This is a genomic window from Falsiroseomonas sp. (assembly GCF_041690465.1).
Lineage (GTDB): Bacteria > Pseudomonadota > Alphaproteobacteria > Acetobacterales > Acetobacteraceae > Falsiroseomonas.
The window spans coordinates 38,948-58,390 of record NZ_JAWLHG010000036.1; the positions used below are offsets into that span (position 1 = coordinate 38,948).

The following is a 19,443-nucleotide window of genomic DNA, read 5'->3' on the forward strand; positions in this document are numbered from 1 at the left end:
ATGGCCGCCCCGCGTGTCGCACCGGCGACGCTGAAGGCCTGGCTCCGGGATGGCGGCGAGCTCGCCCTCCTCGATGCGCGGGAGGAGGGCGAGTTCTCCGCCGCCCACCTGTTCTGGGCGGTGCCCTGCCCGCTTTCCGTGGCGGAGCTCCGCGCGCCGGCGCTGCTGCCGCGGCGCGGCGTGCGGGTGGTCTGCGCCGATGGCGGGGAGGGCCATGCCGAGCGCCTCGCCGCGGTGCTGGCCGGCATCGGCTGCACCGATGTGCATGTGCTGGAAGGCGGCACGCCGGGCTGGAAGGCGGCCGGCTACGAGGTGTTCTCGGGCGTCAACGTGCCGTCCAAGGCCTTCGGCGAATGGGTGGAGCACCATTACGGCACGCCGAGCGTGGACGCCGCCGAGCTCAGGGCCATGCAGGAGTCCGGCGAGGACCTGCTGATCGTGGATAGCCGCCCGCTCGGCGAGTTCCGCAACATGTCCATCCCCGGCGCTATCGACGTGCCGGGCGCGGAGCTGGCCTATCGCGTGCCCTCCATGCTGGCCGGGCCGGATACCACGGTGGTGGTGAACTGCGCCGGCCGCACCCGTTCCATCCTCGGCGCGGAGAGCCTGCGGCGGGCGGGGCTGTCCAACAAGGTCGTCGCGCTGCGCAACGGCACCATGGGCTGGGAGCTCGCCGGCTTCCGATGCGAGCGCGGCCGCACCGACCGCTATGCGGAGGGGACGCCGGCCGATGCGGCGGAGAGCCTCGCCCGCGCGCGCCGCTTCGCCGCCGAGCACAACGTGCAGTCGCTCGACCGCGCGGGGCTCAGCGCGCTGCGCGCCGAGACGGGCCGCACCACCTATCTGTTCGATGTGCGCGATCCGGCCGAATACGCCGCCGGCCACCTGGAAGGCTCGCGCAGCGCGCCCGGCGGGCAGCTGGTGCAGGCCACCGACCAATGGGTGGCGGTGCGCGGCGCCCGCATCGTGCTGGTGGACGATACCGGCACGCGCGCGAACATGACGGCGGCCTGGCTGCGCCAGCTCGGCGGCTGGGAGGTCTTCGTGCTCCAGGACGGCCTCTCCGGCCGGCTGGAGACCGCGCTGCCGCCGGTGCTGCCGGCGGGCACGCCCGCGGTCTCGGTCGCGCAGCTCGCCGCGCTGCTGGCCGAGGGGGGCGCGAGCGTGGTGGATCTCGCCCGCTCCATCGCCTTCCGCGCCGGCCACATCCCCGGTGCGGTCTGGGGCGTGCGCACCCGGCTGAAGCAGGTCGCTGCGCGGCTGCCGGCGGATCGCCGCGTGGTGGTGACGGCGCCCGACCCGGCATTGGCCGCGCTCGGCGTGGCGGAACTGCGCGGCTTGGTGCCGGTGCCGGTCGCCGCGCTGGAGGGCGGCACCGCAGCCTGGGAAGCCGCCGGCTTCAAGCTGGCCGCCGACCGCACCAACCCGCCCGACGAGGCCTGCGTGGATGCCTGGCTGCGCCCCTATGACCGCAATCATGGCGTCGAGCAGGCGATGCGCGACTACCTGACCTGGGAGGTGGAGCTGGTCCGGCAGATCGAGCGGGACGGCGATGCGAAGTTCGGTTGACCCGCCGACGACGGCCGCGGCCTCTGGCCCCCGACGCATGCGTCGGGGGCGTTCGCACAGGCCGCTGTCGCGTTGGGTGGGATTGACGGGCTGTGCGCCGGCCGCATTGGCGGCCTCGGCCTGCATTGCGGGCCGTCCATGCGCGCTGCCCTGACGCAGGGGCTGCGTCGGCTTGGTGGCGTCGTCCTCGACGCGGTGCTGCCGCCACACTGCCTGACCTGCGAGAGCCCGGTGGAGTCGCAGGGCACGCTCTGCGGCGAGTGTTTCCGCGGCCTGCACCTGCTCACGCCTCCCTTCTGCCGCATCTGCGGGGTGCCTTTCCTGCATGCCGGGCAGGGCGGCCCGGACGCCCTGTGCCCTTCCTGCCGGGCGGAGCTGCCGGCTTTCGACCGCGCCCGTGCGGCGCTCCGCTACGACGAAGGCGCCAAGCGCCTCATCCTTCCCTTCAAGCATGCCGACCGCACCGACCTGGCCGGCCCGCTCGCCGCGCGGATGGCTCGCGCCGGCGCGGGCCTGCTGGCGGATGCCGACCTGCTCGCCCCGGTGCCGCTGCATTGGCGGCGCCTGGTCGCGCGCCGCTACAACCAGGCCGCGCTGCTTGCCGGCCGGCTGGCCAGCGGGGCCCGGAAGCCCTGGATCCCGGATCTGCTGCGCCGCCGCCGCCCCACCCCGACGCTCGGCGAGCGCGGCGCGGCCGAGCGGGCCGCCGTGCTGGAGGGCGCCTTCGCCGTCCATCCGCCGGCCATTTCCCGGATCGCCGGGCGGCGGGTGCTGCTGGTGGACGATGTGATGACCTCCGGCGCCACCGCCGAGGCCTGCGCCTGCGCCCTGCTGGCAGCCGGCGCGGCCGCGGTGGACGTGCTGGCCGCCGCGCGCGTACCCGATCCGCGCCTGGAGGAGGCTTGACGCCCGCGCATCGCGGGACGACCTCTGCGCGCATGCCCAAGGTCGAGATCTACGTCCAGGACTTCTGCCCCTACTGCGCGCGGGCGGTGTCGCTGCTCCAGAAGAAGGGCGTGCCCTTCGAAGAGAAATACGCCCCGCACGGCTCGGCGAACCGCGCCGAGGCGATCGAGCGCTCCGGCGGCCGCACCACGGTGCCGCAGGTCTTCATCGATGGGAAGCACATCGGCGGGTCCGACGACCTGATGGCGCTGGACCGCAAGGGCGGCCTCGATCCGCTCCTCGCCGCATAGGCGTCTGCTGGCACTCGCCAAGGCAGAGTGCCACACCATATAGTGCAATTCCGCCACTCTCGGCGGCCAGGGCCAGGGGAATGATCCACTACAAGCTGCGCTGCGGCGCCGGGCATGAATTCGAGGGCTGGTTCCAGGACAGCGACGGCTTCGACAAGCTGGCGAAGGTCGGGATGGTCGAGTGCACGGTCTGCGGGAACACGCAGGTCGAGCGCGCCCTGATGGCGCCCGCGGTGGTCTCCAGCCGCAAGAAGGCCAAACGGCCGCCAGCACCACCGCCGGCCGCCGAGGCGCCGCCCACCGCGGCGCCGGAGGGCCCGCCCGCCGGCCAGCGCATGGCCGCCGGCCCCATCCCGGCGCAACTCGTCGCCATGTTGCAGCGGCTGCGGAGCGAGGTGGAGAAGAGCTGCGACTACGTCGGCAAGGACTTCGCCGAGGAGGCCCGCAAGATGCACAACGGCGAGACCGAGGCCCGCGGCATCTATGGCGAGGCGACCGACGCCGAGGCTGAGGCGCTGGCCGAGGACGGCATCGACGTGGCCCGGCTGCCCTGGGTGCCGCGCGCGGACGGCTAGGCTCCGGCCGGCCAGGCGTGCCGCCGCCGGGTCCCGCCCAGTCCGGCGGCGCTCGCGGGAAGGCGCGGAGACTGCTCCGCGCCGTCCGTTCGCAACCGTTCGCGCGGCACAAGGGAGCCGCGGCCGGCAGGCGACCCTGAGCATCACAGGCGGCGTCTGCAGCAGCCTCAACACACGGTGCGACAGGGCCGCCCAAGTTGACGCCAGCGTGACCCGCCGATCGGCGGTTTCGCTATCGTGGCGATCGCGCCGCCAGTAAGAGAATTGGTCGGGTGGAGCACCCGGTCCGGACATGCGACGGGGCCGTGCGGGGGGGATGGCGCGTGAAGGTGATCTTCGTCGGTGGTCATGGCCGCTGCAACCCCGGCTACCCGCTGTCCTTGCGGGATGGCGCCATCACTGTGGTCTGGTACGGCGATCAGGGGAATCCGACCACGAAGCGGTTCACCAATGCGATCCTGCGCGGCGACTACGCCACAGCCCTGAGCACAAGCCCGGCGCGAAGTGAGATCTGCGAGCATTACACCTGCGCCTCGGTGGCGCTCGAGAGCGAAGTGCGCGCCGTCAACTTCCAGAAGGGTCGTTGGAACGGCGACGCCTACCTGTTCCAGGCGAAGCCGAATTTCCATGTGCCGCTCACGACGCTGGCCGCGGTGGCCAGGGCCAAATGGCCCGGCGAAGCCATCGAGTTCAGGTGGGTAGTCTGCCGCAGTTCGCTGCTGTCCGGGAAAAGGGGAACGCACGACTTCGACCTGAAGCTGAAGATGCCCGTGTTCGTCCAGGATCCCTCAGACAAGCACACCGAGGTGCCGTCCGGCGAGGTGATGGGGAACGGCGAGGGAGCCCTGTACATCGAGCAATGGAAGGGGATGGGGAGGGCCGAGTTGAACTACGGATCGGCGGATGAGGTACAGAAGGCCCGACTTCGGTCCGGTGAGTTGAGCGCGATGAAGCAGGATCTGGCGTTCTGACCGGACCGGTGCCTGCCTATCGCTCCGCCATCACCAGGTAGTTCACGCCGAGATCCCGGCTTTCCCGCCACCGCCCGGTCAGCGGGTCCATGCTCATCCCGGCCAGATCCGTCACCCGCAGCCCTGCCTTGCGCAGCCCCGCCCCGAGTTCCCCCGGCGTGACGAACATCCGCCAGTCATGCGTGCCCACCGGCAGCAGCCGCAGCAGGTATTCCGCGCCGACCTTCGCCAGCAGGAAGGAGCGCGCCGTGCGGTTCAGGGTCGAGAGGAAAACCTGTCCGCCAGGGGCAACCAGCCCTGCCAAAGCCGCCAGGAACGCGGCGCGGTCCTCGACATGCTCGATCACCTCCAGCGCCACCACCGCGTCGAACCGCGCACCCTCGGCGGCCAGTTCCTCCGGCGTCCCCTCGCGATAGGAGATCGCCAGCCCGCCGGCCGCGGCGTGGTCCCGCGCGGCCTGCAGCGCCTCGCCGGCGGCGTCGAGCCCGGTGACCTCGGCGCCCATGCGGGCGAAGGCCTCGGCGGCGAGGCCGGCGCCGCAGCCGACATCCAGCAGCCTCAGCCCCGCCAGATCCCGCCCCGTGCGGCCATGGGCCTTCGCGATCCGCTCGGCGATCCAGCCGGTGCGCAGCGGGTTCATCCGGTGCAGCGGCTTCATCGGCCCGTCCGGGTCCCACCAGCGCGCCGCCAGGGCGCCGAACTTCCGGATCTCCGCCTCGACCGCCGTTCCCGTCATGGCTGCTCCCGATCGTGGCGATTCGCACGCCTCCGGCGTGACGGCCGGTTGCCGCCCGCTCTCGCGCCGGTTATCTGAGCGCCCCCGGCGGGGCGCAACAGGGGCCGCCCCGGCATTCCGTGCTTCCGCCCCGCCTTCCAAGGCCCCCGGACCCAGGCATGGCCCGCATCGTGATGAAGTTCGGCGGCACCTCCGTCGCCGACCTCGACCGCATCCGCAACGTGGCCGGCCGCGTGAAGCGCGAGGTGGAGGCCGGCCATGAGGTCGCCGTGGTGGTTTCCGCCATGGCCGGCGCCACCAACCAGCTGGTGAAATGGTGCCAGGACCTGTCGCCGCTGCACGACGCGCGCGAATACGACACCGTGGTCGCCACCGGCGAGCAGGTGACCATCGGCCTGCTGGCCATCGCGCTGCAGACCATCGGCGTGGATGCCCGCTCCTGGCAGGGCTGGCAGATCCCGGTCGTGACCGATGGCGCCCATGGCAAGGCCCGCGTGGAGAGCATCGACGGCTCCGTGCTGATCGAGCGCATGCAGCAGGGCCAGGTGCCGGTGATCGCCGGCTTCCAGGGCATCGAGCGTGAGCGCAACCGCATCACCACCCTCGGCCGCGGCGGGTCCGACCTGTCGGCGGTGGCGGTGGCGGCGGCGGTGAAGGCCGATCGCTGCGACATCTACACCGATGTGGACGGGGTCTACACCACCGACCCGCGCATCGTGCCCCGCGCCCGCAAGCTCGAGAAGATCTCCTACGAGGAGATGCTGGAACTGGCCTCGGTGGGGGCCAAGGTGTTGCAGACGCGCTCCGTGGAGCTGGCCATGAAGCAGCGCGTGCGGGTGCAGGTGCTCTCCAGCTTCGAGGACAAGCCAGGCAGCCTGGTGGTTGACGAGGACGAGATCGTGGAACAGCCCATCGTGTCCGGCATCGCCTATTCGCGCGACGAGGCGAAGGTGACGCTCCGCCGCGTGCCCGACCGGCCCGGCATCGCCGCCATGGTCTTCGGGCCGCTCTCGGCGGCCAATGTGAACGTGGACATGATCGTCCAGAACGTGGGCGCGGACGGCACCACCGACATGACCTTCACCGTCGGCCGCACCGACCTGCCGCGCGCGAAGGATCTGCTGGAGAAGCAGCACGATGCCATCGGCTACGAGGCGCTGCTCGCCGACCCGGAGGTGGCGAAGATCAGCGTGGTCGGGGTGGGCATGCGCACCCATGCCGGCGTCGCCTCCACCATGTTCAAGGCGCTTGCGGAGAAGGGCATCAACATCCAGGTGATCTCGACCAGCGAGATCAAGGTCAGCGTGCTGATCCCGGTGGACTACACCGAGCTGGCGGTGCGCGCCCTGCACACCGCCTACGGCCTGGACGGACCCGATCCCGCCCGCCAGGCGGGCGAGTGACCCGCATGGATGCCGTGCCGGCAGAGACGTCGCCGCCCGCTTGGGCGCTGGCCAGGATCGACGCGCTGATGGCGCGCGGCGCCGCCTTCTTCGGCACCCGCTACGCGCTGATGGGCGGAGCGATGTCCTGGGTCAGCGAGCGCAACCTGGTCGCCGCGTTGTCGAATGCGGGCGCCTTCGGGGTGATCGCCTGCGGCGCAATGGAACCGCCGCGGCTCGCCGAGGAGATCGTCGGCACCCAGGCGCTGACGCAGAAGCCCTTCGGCGTGAACCTGATCACCATGCATCCGCGACTCGACCAGCTCGTGCAGACCTGCCTGGAGCACAAGGTCGGGCACATCGTCTTCGCCGGCGGCATTCCGCCCGGGGCGGCGATCAAGGCGGCGAAGGAGGGCGGCGCCAAGGTGGTCTGCTTCGCCCCGGCGCTCGCGCTGGCGAAGAAGCTGGTCCGCTCGGGCGCCGATGCGCTGGTGATCGAGGGCAGCGAGGCGGGCGGGCATATCGGCCCGGTTTCGCTGAATGTCCTGGCGCAGGAGATCCTGCCGCATGTGCGCGACGTGCCGGTCTTCGTGGCCGGCGGAATCGGCCGCGGCGAGGCGATCCTTTCCTACCTCGAGATGGGCGCGGCCGGCGCGCAGCTCGGCACCCGATTCGTCTGCGCCACCGAGTCGATCGCGCATCCAAAATTCAAGCAGGCCTTCATCCGCGGCGCCGCGCGCGACGCGCTGCCGACCGTGCAACTCGATGAGCGCTTCCCCGTCATCCCAGTCCGCGCGCTGCAGAATGCCGGCACCAAGCGCTTCCTGGACCATCAGGCCGCCACCATCCGGCGGTTCCTCGCCGGCGAGGTGGAGAAGGGCGCGGCGCAGCTCGACATCGAGCATTTCTGGGCCGGCGCGCTGCGCAAGGCGGTGATCGAGGGCGATGTCGAGAACGGCTCGCTGATGGCGGGCCAGAGCGTCGGGATGGTAACGCGCGAGCAACCCGCGGCTGACATCGTGCGGGAGTTGGTGTGGCAGGCGGCGGCCGCGCTCGCGGCACGCGAAGGGCCTTCCGGCGCGGTCTGAAATCGTTGGGCAAGTCACGGAAATGATATTGTCAATTGTGATCACGATATCGTTTGCCGACCGACAGGACGCGCGCTAGGTGTCGGTGCCGTGCCCTACGAGCTGAAGCGCCGCCCCCGACTCGTCGAGACAGAAGCTGCCGACGCAGCGCGCATCGGCGATGAACTGCGCGAATCGCGACTCGCCCTCGGCCACACCCTGCAGCAGATGGCTGCCAGCCTGCGCATCCGCCGCGCCTATCTCGAAGCGCTGGAGGAAGGTCGCCTGCGGGACCTTCCAGCCCCCGCCTACGCGGTCGGGTTCGTGCGCAGCTACGCCGACGCGCTGGGACTCGACCCCGACGACATGGTGCGCCGCTTCCGCGAGGCGTCCGGCCGTGCGGCCGCGGCGCCGAAGCTGGTCTTTCCGGAACCGGCCGCCGAGCGCGCTGTGCCGACCGGCGCGCTGGCCGCGATGGGTGCCGTATTCGCCGTCTGCGGCTATGTCGCCTGGTTCAACTGGTCGAATGGCGGCGGGCGCATCGTGGATGCCGTGCCGCCGGTGCCGCCGCGACTCGAGCAGGCCGCGGAGCTGGGCAGGGCGCAACTGCCGGGCCGCGAGGCGCTGATCGCGCGCAGCGACGCGCCTGCCACCCGCGACGCCGAAGCCGGGGCCCTGCCACTGGCCGCACTGCCGCCGCCGGGCGGGCTGCCGCCCTTGCCACCGCCGGGCGCCAATACCTCCGCGCAGGCGGCGACGATGAGTGCTGCGGGTGCCGCGCCGGTGCAGGCGCGGCCGCCTGCCGAGCCCGTCGCCACCCCGCCCGTCGAGGCGCCGCCTCCTGCCGAGGCGGCGCCGGCCGCGCCGCCCGTGGTCGCCATCCCCGGCGTGCCGGAGGGCACCCGCGTGGTGCTGCGTGCCCGCGCCGGCGATCCGGAAGGCGCCTGGGTCCAGGTGCGCGACCCCCGGTCCGGCCGGGTGCTGGTCAACCGCGTGCTGCGCAGCGGCGAGATCTGGGCGGTGCCCGCCCGCGAGGGCCTTCTGCTCGACACCGGCCGGGCGCAGGGGCTTGAGATCCTGGTGGACGGCCAGCCGCAGCCGGTGCTGGAGGGCCTGACCGGCGTGCGCCGGAACATCGCACTGGCCCCGGACGGGCTGGCCCAGCCATTGGTGCCGCCAACGGCCGCCGCGGCGCGGAACTAGCAACCCCCTGGGATCGGGCGCGCAAGCGCCATATCCTGCCGGCGGGCGGAACGGCCCCGGCCTGCGCGCCGGGGAGGGCCGTCCGCACGCAAGGCCGCCAAGGGATCCAGATGTCGTATCGCCCCTACCAGCAGATCCTGCGCCGCAAGTCCCGGCAGATTCGCGTCGGCAAGGTGCTCGTCGGCGGCGACGCGCCGATCAGCGTGCAGACCATGACCAACACGCCGACCGAGGATGCCAAGGCGACGATCGAGCAGATCCGCCGCTGCGAGCTCGCCGGCGCCGACATCGTGCGGGTTTCCGTGCCGACCGAGGAAGGCACCGCCGCGCTGGCCGAGATCGTGCGCGAGGTGAACGTGCCGATCGTGGCCGACATCCATTTCCACTACCGCCGCGCCATCGAGGCCGCCGAGGCGGGTGCCGCCTGCCTGCGCATCAACCCCGGCAACATCGGCAGCAAGGATCGCGTGAAGGAGGTGGTGAAGGCCGCCCGCGACCATGGCTGCTCGATCCGCATCGGCGTGAATGCCGGCAGCCTGGAGAAGCACCTGCTGGAGAAATACGGCGAGCCCAACCCGGAGGCGCTGGTCGAATCCGCCCTCTGGCATGCCGCGCACCTGCTCGACGAGGGCTTCGACGAATTCAAGATCAGCGTGAAGGCGAGCGACGTGTTCCTCGCCGTGGCCGCCTATCAGCAGCTTGCCGAGGCCTGCGACCACCCGCTGCACATCGGCATCACCGAGGCCGGCGGCAAGCGCGCCGGCACGGTGAAGAGCGCGATCGGCCTCGGCTCCCTGCTCTGGGCCGGCATCGGCGACACGTTGCGCGTCTCCCTCTCCGCCGAGCCGGAGGAGGAGGTGGCGGTCGGCTGGGAGATGCTGAAGTCGCTGCATCTGCGCCACCGCGGCGTGAAGGTGATCTCCTGCCCGTCCTGCGCGCGGCAGGGCTTCGACGTGATCCGTACGGTGGAGAAGCTGGAGGAAAGGCTCGCCCACATCAGCGAGCCCATATCGCTGTCCATCATCGGCTGCGTGGTGAACGGCCCGGGCGAGGCGCTGATGACCGATATCGGCCTCACCGGCGGCGGCGCGGGCACGCACATGGTCTATGGCATGGGCAAGACCAGCCACACGGTGAAGACCGAGGAGATGGTGGAACACATCGTCGGGCTGGTGGAGGCCCGCGCCGAGAAGCTGAAGGCGGCGAAGGCGGCCGAGGCGACGGCGGAGAAGCAGGCGGCGGAATAGCCGGCACCGCCGGCGAGTTGCGGCCGGCGGCGCATCGTCCCACACTCCTCCTTCATCGGAAACCGGCCGTGAACGCCGGACCGTTCACGGGAGGAACTCGATGCAGCAGCGCCTTGCCCGGCGCGGCCTTCTGGCCGCCGTCCTCGCGACCGGCCCGCTCGCCGCGGCCGGCCAGGGATCGTCCGGCTTCCCTTCGACCTCGCCGCGCCTGGTGCTCGGCTTCCCGCCAGGCAGCGCCGCCGATGTCTCGGCGCGCCTCATTGCGCAGGCGATGAGTGCACCGCTCGGCCAGGCCGTCGTGGTCGAGAACCGGCCGGGCGCCGGCAGCAGCATCGCCGCCGCGCAGGTTGCCCGCGCCGCGCCGGACGGCACCACGATGTTCCTCGGCTCCGTCGCCAACACCATCAACCATAGCCTGCGAACCGACCTGACCTTCGACTTCGCCAAGGATTTCGCGGCCGTCGCGCCGCTCGTCTCGGTGCCGAACATCCTGGTCGTGCATCCCTCCGTCGAGGCGCGCACGGTGCAGGAGCTGGTCGCGCTGGCGAAGCGGGAGCCGGGCCGGCTGTTCTACGGCTCCTCCGGCGTCGGTACCGCCCCGCACCTGTCGGGCGAGTTGTTCAACATGCTGGCCGGCGTGAAGCTGACGCATGTGCCCTATCCCGGCAGCGCCCAGGCGGCGACCGACCTCGTCGCGGGCCGCGTCGGGGTGATGTTCTCGCCGGCTTCGAGCGTGCTCGGCCACATCGCGGAGGGTCGGCTGCGGGCGCTGGCCTCCACCGGGCCTACCCGCGCCACCGCAGCGCCGGATCTGCCGACGATGGCGGAAGCCGGGGTGCCTGGCTTCACATCGAGCGTCTGGTTCGGGCTGGTCGTGCCGTCGGGCACGCCCGAGCCCGTCATCGCCCGCCTGTCCGCCGCGGCGCGGGCCGCCCTCGCCAACCCCGATGTTGCGCGCCAGCTTGCCGCCAACGGTTTCGAGATCCTGGAAGGCGGTCCGGCGGAGTTGCGGCAGCTGATCGCGGCCGAGACCGCCAAATGGGCGCGCGTCATCGAGGCATCCGGCGCGCGCGCCGGCTGATTGAGGGAGAACCAAGCCATATGCCTGCCAGCCTGGGGGTGGCCGAATGCCGCCGCTTCATCCGCGCGGTGTCGGAGAAGGCCAAGGAGATGGGCGTCCCCGTCTCGGTCGCGCTGGTCGGGCCGGAGGGCCACCTGATCGCCCTGGAACGGATGGACGGCGCCGGCTGGATCACGCCCGAGACCTCCTGGGCCAAGGCCTTCACCATGGCCGCCTTCCGCTCCATGAGCCCGCGCTTCCAGGACGGCCTCGTCACCCAGCACTGGCTGCGTGAGCGCAACCCGCAGCTGGCGGTGAACGCAGCGGTGTTCACTGGCGGCAAGGTCTTCATCTCGGGCGGCGCCGCCCCGGTGTTCAAGGGCAACGCCATGGTCGGCGCCTATGGCATCAGCGGCGGCACCTCCGACCAGGACGAGGTGATGGGCCGCCACGCGCGCGAGAAGCTGGGCTGGAGGCACCTGCCGGAGAAGGACGACACCCCCCAGGAGGTGAAGGACCACATCAACGCGATCTACGAGAAGGTCGGGTTGGGGGCGCGCAAGCTGGGGTGACGGCACGCGGGCGCTTGCGCGCCCGTCGCACCGGCGGTAACGGCCAGCCGCATGGCCACCCCCCTGCAACCCGTCCGCGGCACCCGTGACCTCATCGGCGAGGAGTTCCGCCGGCATCACGCCGTGATCGAGGCCGCGCGGCGCGTCACCGCGCTCTACGGCTTCGAGGAATGGGCCACCCCCATCTTCGAGGACACCCGCGTCTTCGCCCGCAGCCTCGGCGACACCTCCGACGTCGTGACCAAGGAGATGTACAGCTTCGAGGACCGCGGCGGCGATTCCATCACCCTGCGGCCCGAGAACACCGCAGGCGTCTGCCGCGCGCTGGTCTCCAATGGCCTCACCCAGTCCAACCTGCCGCGCAAGGTGTTCTATGCCGGCCCGATGTTCCGCTACGAACGCCCCCAGAAGGGCCGCTACCGGCAGTTCCACCAGATCGGCGCGGAGGTGCTGGGCGCGGCCGAGACGCTCGCCGATGCCGAGGTGATCGCCGCCGGCTGGGATATCCTCGTCGCACTCGGCATTACCGATGGCGTGGTGCTGGAGATCAACACCCTCGGCGACGCGGAAAGCCGCGACCGCTACCGCGCCGCGCTGGTCGAGCATTTCACGGCGCATCGCGAGGCGCTGTCGCATGACAGCCAGGTGCGGCTGGAGAAGAACCCGCTGCGCATCCTCGATTCCAAGGACGAGGGCGACCGTAGGATCGTGGCGACGGCACCCACCATCGAGCCGCATCTGACGCCAGCGGCCGCCACCTTCTTCGACGGCGTGCTGCGGCACCTGGATGTGCTCGGCGTGCCGACCCGGAAGAACCCGCGGATCGTGCGTGGCCTCGACTACTACAGCCACACGGCGTTCGAATTCGTCACAGACCGCCTCGGCGCGCAGGGCACGGTGATGGCCGGCGGCCGCTATGACGGCCTGGTCGAGGAGATGGGCGGGCCGCCCACCCCCTCGGTCGGCTGGGCGGCGGGCATCGAGCGGCTTGCCATGCTGCTCGCCGCCAGCCCCGCGGCGCCGCGACCGGTCGCGGTGATCCCCGTGGCGGAAGCGCCGGAAACCGCCGCCCTCGCGCTGGTGAAGGCGCTGCGCGGCGCCGGCATCGCCACCGAGATCGCCTACAAGGGCAACCTCAAGCGCCGCATGGAACGCGCCAACAAGCTGCACGCCCGCGCCGCGCTGATCCTTGGCGAGAGCGAGGTCGCCGAGGGCGTCGTGCAGCTGCGCGACCTCGATGCCGGCACCCAGGAAAGCCTGCCCGCGGCCGAGGCGGTGCGCCGCCTCTCGGCATGAGCCTGCCCCAGAAACTCGACCGGCTGCTGAACCGCGCGGACGAGCTGCGCCATCAGCTCAACACCAGCGACGGCGCCAATGTCGGCGCCATCTCGCGCGAGCTGTCGGAGCTCGATCCGCTGGTCGAGAAGGTGCAGGCCTACCGCGCCGCCGAACGCGCGCGCGACGAGGCGGAAGCCATGCTCGGGGATCCGGAGCTGAAGGAACTCGCCGAGGCCGAATACCTCGACCTCAGGGATCGGCTGCCGCGGCTGGAGCGCGAGATCCGGCTGATGCTGCTGCCGCGCGACATTGCCGACGAGCGCAGCGCCATCCTGGAGATCCGCCCCGCTGCCGGTGGCGACGAGGCCGCGCTGTTCGCCGCCGAGCTGTTCGGCGCCTACCAGCGCTACGCTGCCCGCCAGGGCTGGCGCTTCGAGATCCTGGACTATGACGAGGGCGACCTCGGCGGGGTGAAGGGCGCAACCGCGAGCATCGAGGGCAGGGGCGTCTTCGCGAAGCTGAAGTTCGAGAGCGGCGTCCACCGCGTGCAGCGCGTGCCCGCCACCGAGAACCAGGGCCGCATCCACACCTCCACCGTCACCGTCGCCGTGCTGCCGGAAGCCGAGGAGGTGGATGTACAGGTGAACGAGGGCGATTTGCGCATCGACACCTACCGCGCTTCCGGCGCCGGCGGCCAGCATGTGAACAAGACCGACAGCGCGGTCCGCATCACCCACCTGCCCAGCGGCATCGTGGTGGCGATGCAGGAGGAGAAGAGCCAGCACAAGAACCGCGCCAAGGCGATGAAGGTGCTGCGCGCCAGGCTCTACGACGCCGAGCGCACGCGGCTGGCCTCCGCCCGCGCCGCCGACCGCAAGGGCCAGGTCGGCACCGGCGACCGGTCGGAGCGGATCCGCACCTACAACTTCCCCCAGGGCCGCGTGACCGACCACCGCATCGGCTTGACCGTCCACAAGATCGACCGCGTCATGCTCGGCGAGTTCGACGAGGTGATCGAGGCCCTGGTCGCCGAGGACGAGGCCGCGCGCCTGGCGGCCGACGCCGAGTAGAACCCTCTCCCGCGCTTGCGGGGGAGGGCGGGGTGGGGGCACAAGCCGCCCTCATGTCCTGCGACCCAGGCGAGACCGTCGGCGCCTTCCTCTGCCAGGCCGGCCAGATGCTGCGGGCCGCGGCCATCGAGCATCCGCGCATGGAGGCGCGGCTGCTGCTCGGCCATGCGATGGGCGCGACCGCCGAGGCGCTGTTGCGCGACCCTCGCGCGCCGGTGCCGCCAGAGGCCGTCTGCCGCTTCCGCGCCGCCCTCGCTGCGCGCCTTGCTGCCACGCCGGTTGCGCATATCCTCGGCCGCCAGGGTTTCTGGACCCTCGACCTCGCCGCCTCCCCGGCCACGCTGATCCCCCGCCCGGATTCCGAAACCCTGGTCGAGGCGGCGCTGGAGGCATTCCCGGACCACGAGGCGCCGTTGCGTGTGCTCGATCTCGGCACCGGCACGGGCTGCCTGCTGCTCGCCGTGCTGGCCGAGCGTCCGCGCGCCTTCGGCATCGGGGTAGATCTGGTGCCGGCGGCGGCGGCGCTGGCGAAGGAGAATGCCCGGCGCAACGGCCTGGCCGATCGCGCGGCCTTCCTGGCCGGCAACTGGGCGGAGGCGCTCGCCGGGCGCTTCGACCTCGTCCTCTCCAACCCGCCCTACATCGAATCGGCCGCCATCGCCGGCCTGATGCCGGAGGTCTCCCGCCACGAGCCGCGCTCCGCCCTCGATGGCGGGGCCGATGGGCTGGGCGCCTATCGGCTGCTCGCCGCCGCCCTGCCGGAGCTTTTGTCGCCCGGCGGCGCGGCCGTGATCGAGTTGGGCGCCGGCCAGCTGGGGGCGGTGGAGGGCCTGGCGGCACAGGCCGGACTGCTCCCGACGGGGTGCCGCCCCGACCTCGGAGGGGTCGAGCGGGCCCTGCTTCTGCGCCCTGGTGGCCGGGAATCGAAAAAATCCGTTGGCGCAGGGCCGCCGGCGCATTAGGTTGATCCTGCGGCCCGGGACGCTGGATGCGGCCTGGCAGCGCCGGACCTCGTGAAGGGGGGCCTGGTCCCTAGACGGGGCAGCCCTGCGGATCCGGCGGTCGCAACGACGCAACCCGATGAAATCAGCGTTCCCGGTCGGGACCCTTCCCGCCGCGGCGCCTTGCGAGACGGCGAACGTCCGACACATGAACATGAAACGCATGCGCAGTCGCGGCAGCCATCGCCATGGAGGCGGCGGCGGAGGCGGCGGCGGGGGTGGCGGCTACCGCCACACCAGCGGCGGCGGCAACCAGCCGCTGAACCGCAACCACGTCTTCGACAGCAACGGCCCGGATATGCGCCTGCGCGGCACCGCGCAGCAGCTCTTCGAGAAGTACCTCCAGCTCGGCCGCGACGCGACCGGCGCCGGCGACCGGGTGATGGCCGAGAGCTATTTCCAGCATGCGGAGCATTATTTCCGCATCCTGAATGCGATGAACCAAGCCCAGCAGCAGCAGGGCGGCGGCCAGCATGGCCACCAGCCGCAGCGCCGCTACCAGGGCGGGCAGGAGTCCGAGTCGTCCGAGGGCTCCGAACAGCCGGAACTCGCCGCGCAGCCAAATGGCCACGCGTCGGACGGTGACGGCGACGGCCCGCCGGAGCGCGGCGAGCCCAACTGATCTTGTCGCAAGCGGCGCGGCGCCCGGGCGCCGTGCCGCGTCGGCCGGCGTGTCGCCACTCTCAGACCAGGTGGAGCGGGTCGCCCACCTGGACCCGGCCGGCTTCGATCACCTCCGCATAGATGCCCATATCGGCATGGCCGTACTGGTCGAGCAGCCATTTCGGCGGCTTGGCGTCGCGCTCGGCCGTTTCGGGGTTCACCTCGGTCGCGGCGCAGCGGCGGGTTCGCTTGAACACCCGCAGCCTTGCCCGGCCGAGCAGCATCTCGCGCTCCACCCAGTCGAGCTCGGCGAAGGGCGCGGCGCCGGAAAACAGCATGTTGGCGCGGAAGCGCAGGGGATCCAGCGCCATGCCGGCCCGCGCGCCGAGCTCCGCCACCGATGCCACTCCGATAATCGAAACCGCCTTGGCCGGGATGTCGGTGAAGGCGTGGCCCGGCACCTCCGCCAGCCGCAGCGCGCCGCGCGCTTCCTCGCCCATGAAGGCGGTGATCCATTCCGCCGCCGCGGCACGGCCGGCGGCGTCCGAGAGGTCGGCGAGCAGGCTCGGCGCGCCCTCGGCGCGCAGCGCCAGCGTGTTGGTGCCGTGATCATAGGCGGAGTGGATCCGCGCCACGCGTGCATTCGCCATCAGGCAGGCGAAGTTGCGCTTCGGCAGCCATTTCGGATCGGCTTCGTCGAACGGGCTGTCGCCCTGCGCGAAGGCGAAGCGCCGGTCGTGCGGCAGGCCCTCTCCGGGCGAGAGCTCCACCTCTTCCAGGTATTCGGGCGACAGCCCCTTCACCGGATAGCGCGAAATCCGTTCGACCCGCATGCGCATTCCCCTTGAACCCTTGGGCGGGCGAATACCACTATTTGTGTCCAAGGTGATCCTTCCGCCGCCCGATCGGGGGTGGAAGGAGCGCTGTCCGCTCACGAGAGGGACAATAGGATGGACATCGAGAAGTTCACGGACCGCGCACGCGGTTTCCTGCAGGCCGCGCAGACCATCGCGATCCGCGAGTACCACCAGCGGGTCACGCCCGAGCATCTGCTCAAGGCGCTGCTCGACGACGAGCAGGGCGCGGCCGCCGGGCTGATCCGTGCCGCCGGCGGCGATCCCGCCAAGGCGAAGTCCGCGGTGGAGGCGGAGCTCGCCAAGCAGCCCGCGGTGAAGGGTGGCGGCGCCGGCCAGCCGCAGTTCACGCCGGAGATCGTGCGCGCGCTCGATGCCGCGCAGCAGATGTCGCAGAGGGCCGGCGACGAGTTCGTCGCACAGGACCGGCTGCTGCAGGGCCTTGCCGCCTCCGACATCCCCGCCGCCCGCGCGCTGCGCGCCGCCGGCACCGATCCGCAGAAGCTGGAGAAGGCGGTGGCCGATCTTCGGAAGGGCCGCACGGTGAACAGCCAAAACGCCGAGGAGCAGTTCGATGCGCTGAAGAAATACGCGCGCGACCTGACGCAACTCGCACGCGAGGGCAAGCTCGATCCCGTCATCGGCCGCGACGAGGAGATCCGCCGCGTCATCCAGGTGCTGGCCCGGCGCACCAAGAACAACCCGGTGCTGATCGGGGAGCCCGGCGTGGGCAAGACTGCGATCGCCGAAGGGCTGGCGTTGCGCATCGTCAAGGGCGACGTGCCGGAGGCGCTGAAGGAGAAGCGCGTGATGGCGCTCGACCTCGGCGCGATGGTCGCGGGCGCGAAATACCGCGGCGAATTCGAGGAGCGCCTGAAGGGCGTGCTCAAGGAGGTCGAGGAGGCCGCCGGCGAGATCATCCTCTTCATCGACGAGATGCACACCCTGGTCGGCGCGGGCAAGGCGGATGGGGCGATGGACGCCTCCAACCTGATCAAGCCGGCGCTCGCCCGCGGCGAGCTGCATTGCGTGGGTGCGACCACGCTCGACGAGTACCGCAAGCATGTCGAGAAGGACGCGGCCCTGGCGCGGCGCTTTCAGCCGGTGTTCGTCGGCGAGCCGAGCGTGGAGGACACGATCAGCATCCTGCGCGGCATCAAGGACAAGTACGAGACGCATCACGGCGTGCGCATCACCGACAGCGCGCTGGTCGCGGCCGCCACGCTCTCCAACCGCTACATCACCGACCGCTTCCTGCCCGACAAGGCGATCGACCTGGTGGATGAGGCCTCATCGCGGCTGCGCATGCAGGTTGACAGCAAGCCCGAGGAACTCGACGCGATCGACCGCGACCTGATGCGCCTGAAGATCGAGCGCGAAGCGCTGCGGAAGGAGGAGGACGCCGCCTCCCGCGACCGGCTGGACAGGCTCGAGAAGGAGCTCGCCGACCTCGAGGAGCGCTCGCGCGAGATGACGCAGCGCTGGGAGGCGGAGAAGGGCAAGGTCGTCGAGAGCCAGAAGCTGAAGGAGCAGCTCGACAAGGCGCGCACCGATGTCGAGCTGGCGCAGCGCGCCGGTGACCTGACCAAGGCCTCGGAGCTGCTCTACGGCGTGATCCCGCAGCTGGAGCGGCAGCTCGCCTCGGCCGGCGACGGCGATGGCCGGCTGGTGAACGAGGCGGTGACCGAGGAAGGCATCGCCGCCGTTGTCAGTCGCTGGACCGGCATTCCGGTCGAGAAGATGCTGGAAGGCGAGCGCGCCAAGCTGCTGCGCATGGAGGACGAGCTGCGCAAGCGCGTCGTCGGCCAGGAGGAGGCGCTGGAGGCCGTCAGCAAGGCGGTGCGGCGCGCGCGCGCCGGGCTGCAGGACCCCAACCGGCCGATCGGCAGCTTCCTGTTCCTCGGCCCCACCGGCGTCGGCAAGACGGAGCTGGTGAAGACGCTGGCGCAGTTCCTGTTCGACGACGAGCGCGCGATGACCCGCATCGACATGTCGGAATACATGGAGAAGCACTCGGTTTCCCGGCTGATCGGTGCACCCCCCGGCTATGTCGGCTACGACGAGGGTGGCGCGCTGACCGAGGCGGTGCGGCGGCGGCCCTACCAGGTGCTGCTCTTCGACGAGGTGGAGAAGGCGCATGACGACGTCTTCAACGTGCTGCTGCAGGTGCTCGACGACGGGCGGCTGACGGATGGCCAGGGGCGCACGGTGGATTTCCGCAACAGCATCATCGTGCTGACCTCCAACCTCGGTTCGACCGCGATCGCGGAGCTGCCGGAGAGCGCAGACATCGAAGCGGCCCGCCCGGCGGTGATGCGCGCGGTGCGTGAGCGGTTCCGGCCGGAGTTCCTGAACCGACTGGACGAGATCGTGCTGTTCCGGCGCCTGGCGCGCGGCGACATGGCGGCGATCGTGGACATCCAGCTCGGCCGCCTGCGGAAGCTGCTGGCGGACAGGCAGATCACCCTGGAGTTGGATGCGAGTGCGCGGGAATGGCTGGCTGAGGCCGGCTACGACCCGACCTATGGCGCGCGGCCGCTCAAGCGCGTGATCCAGCGCAGCCTGCAGGACAAGCTGGCCGGGCTGCTGCTCGAAGGCCGCGTGAGGGATGGCGAGCATCTGGCGGTGACGGCCGGCCCCGAGGGGCTGGAGCTGGCCTCCGCGGGCGGGTCCGAGGCGCGCGCGGCGGCGTGATCAGGGGGCGGGCGTGTCAACCATGCAGTCCTGGATGGCTGCCATGACGCGCCCGCTCCGACATCGCGTTGACACATACCGGCCAGGCCCGTAGAAGCCCGCTCACCGACGGACCACACGGTTCGGCCGGTTCGCCGAAAAGGCAGGGCTTGAATTACGCGGCGCGAGCCGCTATCTTCGTCGCCCTCGCCACGGAATCGGCGGGACCCCATCACCTCGACGGTGGTGCCCCTGGTTGGGCGACCTGCCCGGGGTGAGGGCTTTGTTCTTTCAAGCTGTATATCTGCGAGGGAAGTAGTGGTCTGGTTTATCCTGACCTGATCTGGTGCTGTGTCATCCTGGTTGGGTGGCGTGGTGTTGGTGGT

The 19,443-nt window shown here is 71.2% G+C and carries 18 protein-coding genes; 16 read left to right on the forward strand and 2 right to left on the reverse strand.

Features of this window, described 5'->3' with window-relative positions; translation table 11 throughout:
- The 5 genes from ACESM1_RS23945 (at position 1) to ACESM1_RS23965 (ending at position 4,311) form a co-directional block, all read left to right on the forward strand.
- The gene (locus ACESM1_RS23945) at positions 1-1,569 is read left to right on the forward strand and encodes a rhodanese-like domain-containing protein (RefSeq protein WP_372623739.1); all 1,569 of its coding nucleotides are present in this window, start codon (positions 1-3) and stop codon (positions 1,567-1,569) included.
- A gap of 138 nt (positions 1,570-1,707) precedes the next feature.
- On the forward strand, positions 1,708-2,475 hold the full coding sequence (locus ACESM1_RS23950) for a ComF family protein (protein ID WP_372623740.1): 768 nt from the start codon (positions 1,708-1,710) through the stop codon (positions 2,473-2,475).
- A gap of 32 nt (positions 2,476-2,507) precedes the next feature.
- The gene (gene grxC / locus ACESM1_RS23955; protein ID WP_372623741.1) at positions 2,508-2,765 is read left to right on the forward strand and encodes a glutaredoxin 3; all 258 of its coding nucleotides are present in this window, start codon (positions 2,508-2,510) and stop codon (positions 2,763-2,765) included.
- An 80-nt stretch (positions 2,766-2,845) separates the two neighbouring features.
- Positions 2,846-3,340: a DUF1178 family protein gene (locus tag ACESM1_RS23960; RefSeq protein WP_372623742.1), complete on the forward strand. Its 495-nt coding sequence runs from the start codon at positions 2,846-2,848 to the stop codon at positions 3,338-3,340.
- A 323-nt stretch (positions 3,341-3,663) separates the two neighbouring features.
- Entirely contained in the window at positions 3,664-4,311 is a 648-nt protein-coding gene (locus ACESM1_RS23965; RefSeq protein WP_372623743.1) for a hypothetical protein, read from the forward strand.
- Between the two features lie 16 nt (positions 4,312-4,327).
- Here the strand turns inward: ACESM1_RS23965 and ubiG are convergent, their stop codons facing one another.
- On the reverse strand, positions 4,328-5,047 hold the full coding sequence (gene ubiG / locus ACESM1_RS23970; protein ID WP_372623744.1) for a bifunctional 2-polyprenyl-6-hydroxyphenol methylase/3-demethylubiquinol 3-O-methyltransferase UbiG: 720 nt from the start codon (positions 5,045-5,047) through the stop codon (positions 4,328-4,330).
- 158 nt (positions 5,048-5,205) lie between these two features.
- Between ubiG and ACESM1_RS23975 the strand changes: the two genes are divergently transcribed.
- The 10 genes from ACESM1_RS23975 (at position 5,206) to ACESM1_RS24020 (ending at position 15,549) form a co-directional block, all read left to right on the forward strand.
- Positions 5,206-6,450, forward strand: a complete 1,245-nt coding sequence (locus ACESM1_RS23975) for an aspartate kinase (RefSeq protein WP_372623745.1) — start codon at positions 5,206-5,208, stop codon at positions 6,448-6,450.
- Between the two features lie 5 nt (positions 6,451-6,455).
- Positions 6,456-7,517, forward strand: coding sequence for an NAD(P)H-dependent flavin oxidoreductase (locus ACESM1_RS23980; protein WP_372623746.1), 1,062 nt, complete (start codon positions 6,456-6,458; stop codon positions 7,515-7,517).
- Positions 7,518-7,607: 90 nt separating this feature from the next.
- The gene (locus ACESM1_RS23985; RefSeq protein WP_372623747.1) at positions 7,608-8,699 is read left to right on the forward strand and encodes a helix-turn-helix domain-containing protein; all 1,092 of its coding nucleotides are present in this window, start codon (positions 7,608-7,610) and stop codon (positions 8,697-8,699) included.
- A 110-nt stretch (positions 8,700-8,809) separates the two neighbouring features.
- Positions 8,810-9,946: a flavodoxin-dependent (E)-4-hydroxy-3-methylbut-2-enyl-diphosphate synthase gene (ispG, locus tag ACESM1_RS23990; protein ID WP_372623748.1), complete on the forward strand. Its 1,137-nt coding sequence runs from the start codon at positions 8,810-8,812 to the stop codon at positions 9,944-9,946.
- Positions 9,947-10,046: 100 nt separating this feature from the next.
- The gene (locus ACESM1_RS23995) at positions 10,047-11,027 is read left to right on the forward strand and encodes a Bug family tripartite tricarboxylate transporter substrate binding protein (RefSeq protein ID WP_372623749.1); all 981 of its coding nucleotides are present in this window, start codon (positions 10,047-10,049) and stop codon (positions 11,025-11,027) included.
- A 20-nt stretch (positions 11,028-11,047) separates the two neighbouring features.
- Entirely contained in the window at positions 11,048-11,578 is a 531-nt protein-coding gene (locus ACESM1_RS24000; protein WP_372623750.1) for a GlcG/HbpS family heme-binding protein, read from the forward strand.
- A gap of 51 nt (positions 11,579-11,629) precedes the next feature.
- Complete coding sequence (gene hisS, locus ACESM1_RS24005) at positions 11,630-12,874, forward strand: histidine--tRNA ligase (protein ID WP_372623751.1); 1,245 nt, start codon at positions 11,630-11,632, stop codon at positions 12,872-12,874.
- Positions 12,871-13,926, forward strand: coding sequence for a peptide chain release factor 1 (gene prfA / locus ACESM1_RS24010; protein ID WP_372623752.1), 1,056 nt, complete (start codon positions 12,871-12,873; stop codon positions 13,924-13,926). Before hisS ends, prfA begins: the two co-directional genes overlap by 4 nt.
- Before the next feature lie 53 nt (positions 13,927-13,979).
- Positions 13,980-14,888 (forward strand): peptide chain release factor N(5)-glutamine methyltransferase, encoded by a 909-nt coding sequence (gene prmC / locus ACESM1_RS24015; protein ID WP_372623753.1) that lies wholly within the window; start codon positions 13,980-13,982, stop codon positions 14,886-14,888.
- 187 nt (positions 14,889-15,075) lie between these two features.
- A complete protein-coding gene (locus tag ACESM1_RS24020) occupies positions 15,076-15,549 on the forward strand; it encodes a DUF4167 domain-containing protein (RefSeq protein WP_372623754.1) in 474 nt (157 codons plus the stop codon).
- A 61-nt stretch (positions 15,550-15,610) separates the two neighbouring features.
- On the opposite strand, the gene ACESM1_RS24025 is transcribed toward ACESM1_RS24020, so the two are convergent.
- Positions 15,611-16,363 carry an MOSC domain-containing protein gene (locus ACESM1_RS24025; protein WP_372623755.1) on the reverse strand — a complete coding sequence of 251 codons (753 nt, stop codon included), beginning with the start codon at positions 16,361-16,363 and terminating at the stop codon, positions 15,611-15,613.
- A 117-nt stretch (positions 16,364-16,480) separates the two neighbouring features.
- Between ACESM1_RS24025 and clpB the strand changes: the two genes are divergently transcribed.
- Positions 16,481-19,078: an ATP-dependent chaperone ClpB gene (clpB, locus tag ACESM1_RS24030; protein WP_372623756.1), complete on the forward strand. Its 2,598-nt coding sequence runs from the start codon at positions 16,481-16,483 to the stop codon at positions 19,076-19,078.
- Positions 19,079-19,443: the final 365 nt, after the last annotated feature.

What these genes read in the sequence shown, in the direction of transcription:
- ACESM1_RS23995 (WP_372623749.1), top strand. Translation starts at nt 10,047, where the DNA reads ATGCAGCAGCGCCTTGCCCGGCGCGGCCTTCTGGCCGCCGTCCTCGCG.
- ACESM1_RS23960 (WP_372623742.1), top strand. Translation starts at nt 2,846, where the DNA reads ATGATCCACTACAAGCTGCGCTGCGGCGCCGGGCATGAATTCGAGGGC.
- ACESM1_RS23980 (WP_372623746.1), top strand. Translation starts at nt 6,456, where the DNA reads ATGGATGCCGTGCCGGCAGAGACGTCGCCGCCCGCTTGGGCGCTGGCC.
- ubiG (WP_372623744.1), bottom strand. Translation starts at nt 5,047, where the DNA reads ATGACGGGAACGGCGGTCGAGGCGGAGATCCGGAAGTTCGGCGCCCTG.
- ispG (WP_372623748.1), top strand. Translation starts at nt 8,810, where the DNA reads ATGTCGTATCGCCCCTACCAGCAGATCCTGCGCCGCAAGTCCCGGCAG.
- ACESM1_RS24025 (WP_372623755.1), bottom strand. Translation starts at nt 16,363, where the DNA reads ATGCGGGTCGAACGGATTTCGCGCTATCCGGTGAAGGGGCTGTCGCCC.
- ACESM1_RS24000 (WP_372623750.1), top strand. Translation starts at nt 11,048, where the DNA reads ATGCCTGCCAGCCTGGGGGTGGCCGAATGCCGCCGCTTCATCCGCGCG.
- ACESM1_RS23950 (WP_372623740.1), top strand. Translation starts at nt 1,708, where the DNA reads ATGCGCGCTGCCCTGACGCAGGGGCTGCGTCGGCTTGGTGGCGTCGTC.
- prmC (WP_372623753.1), top strand. Translation starts at nt 13,980, where the DNA reads ATGTCCTGCGACCCAGGCGAGACCGTCGGCGCCTTCCTCTGCCAGGCC.
- ACESM1_RS23975 (WP_372623745.1), top strand. Translation starts at nt 5,206, where the DNA reads ATGGCCCGCATCGTGATGAAGTTCGGCGGCACCTCCGTCGCCGACCTC.
- clpB (WP_372623756.1), top strand. Translation starts at nt 16,481, where the DNA reads ATGGACATCGAGAAGTTCACGGACCGCGCACGCGGTTTCCTGCAGGCC.
- prfA (WP_372623752.1), top strand. Translation starts at nt 12,871, where the DNA reads ATGAGCCTGCCCCAGAAACTCGACCGGCTGCTGAACCGCGCGGACGAG.
- ACESM1_RS24020 (WP_372623754.1), top strand. Translation starts at nt 15,076, where the DNA reads ATGAACATGAAACGCATGCGCAGTCGCGGCAGCCATCGCCATGGAGGC.
- ACESM1_RS23945 (WP_372623739.1), top strand. Translation starts at nt 1, where the DNA reads ATGGCCGCCCCGCGTGTCGCACCGGCGACGCTGAAGGCCTGGCTCCGG.
- hisS (WP_372623751.1), top strand. Translation starts at nt 11,630, where the DNA reads ATGGCCACCCCCCTGCAACCCGTCCGCGGCACCCGTGACCTCATCGGC.
- grxC (WP_372623741.1), top strand. Translation starts at nt 2,508, where the DNA reads ATGCCCAAGGTCGAGATCTACGTCCAGGACTTCTGCCCCTACTGCGCG.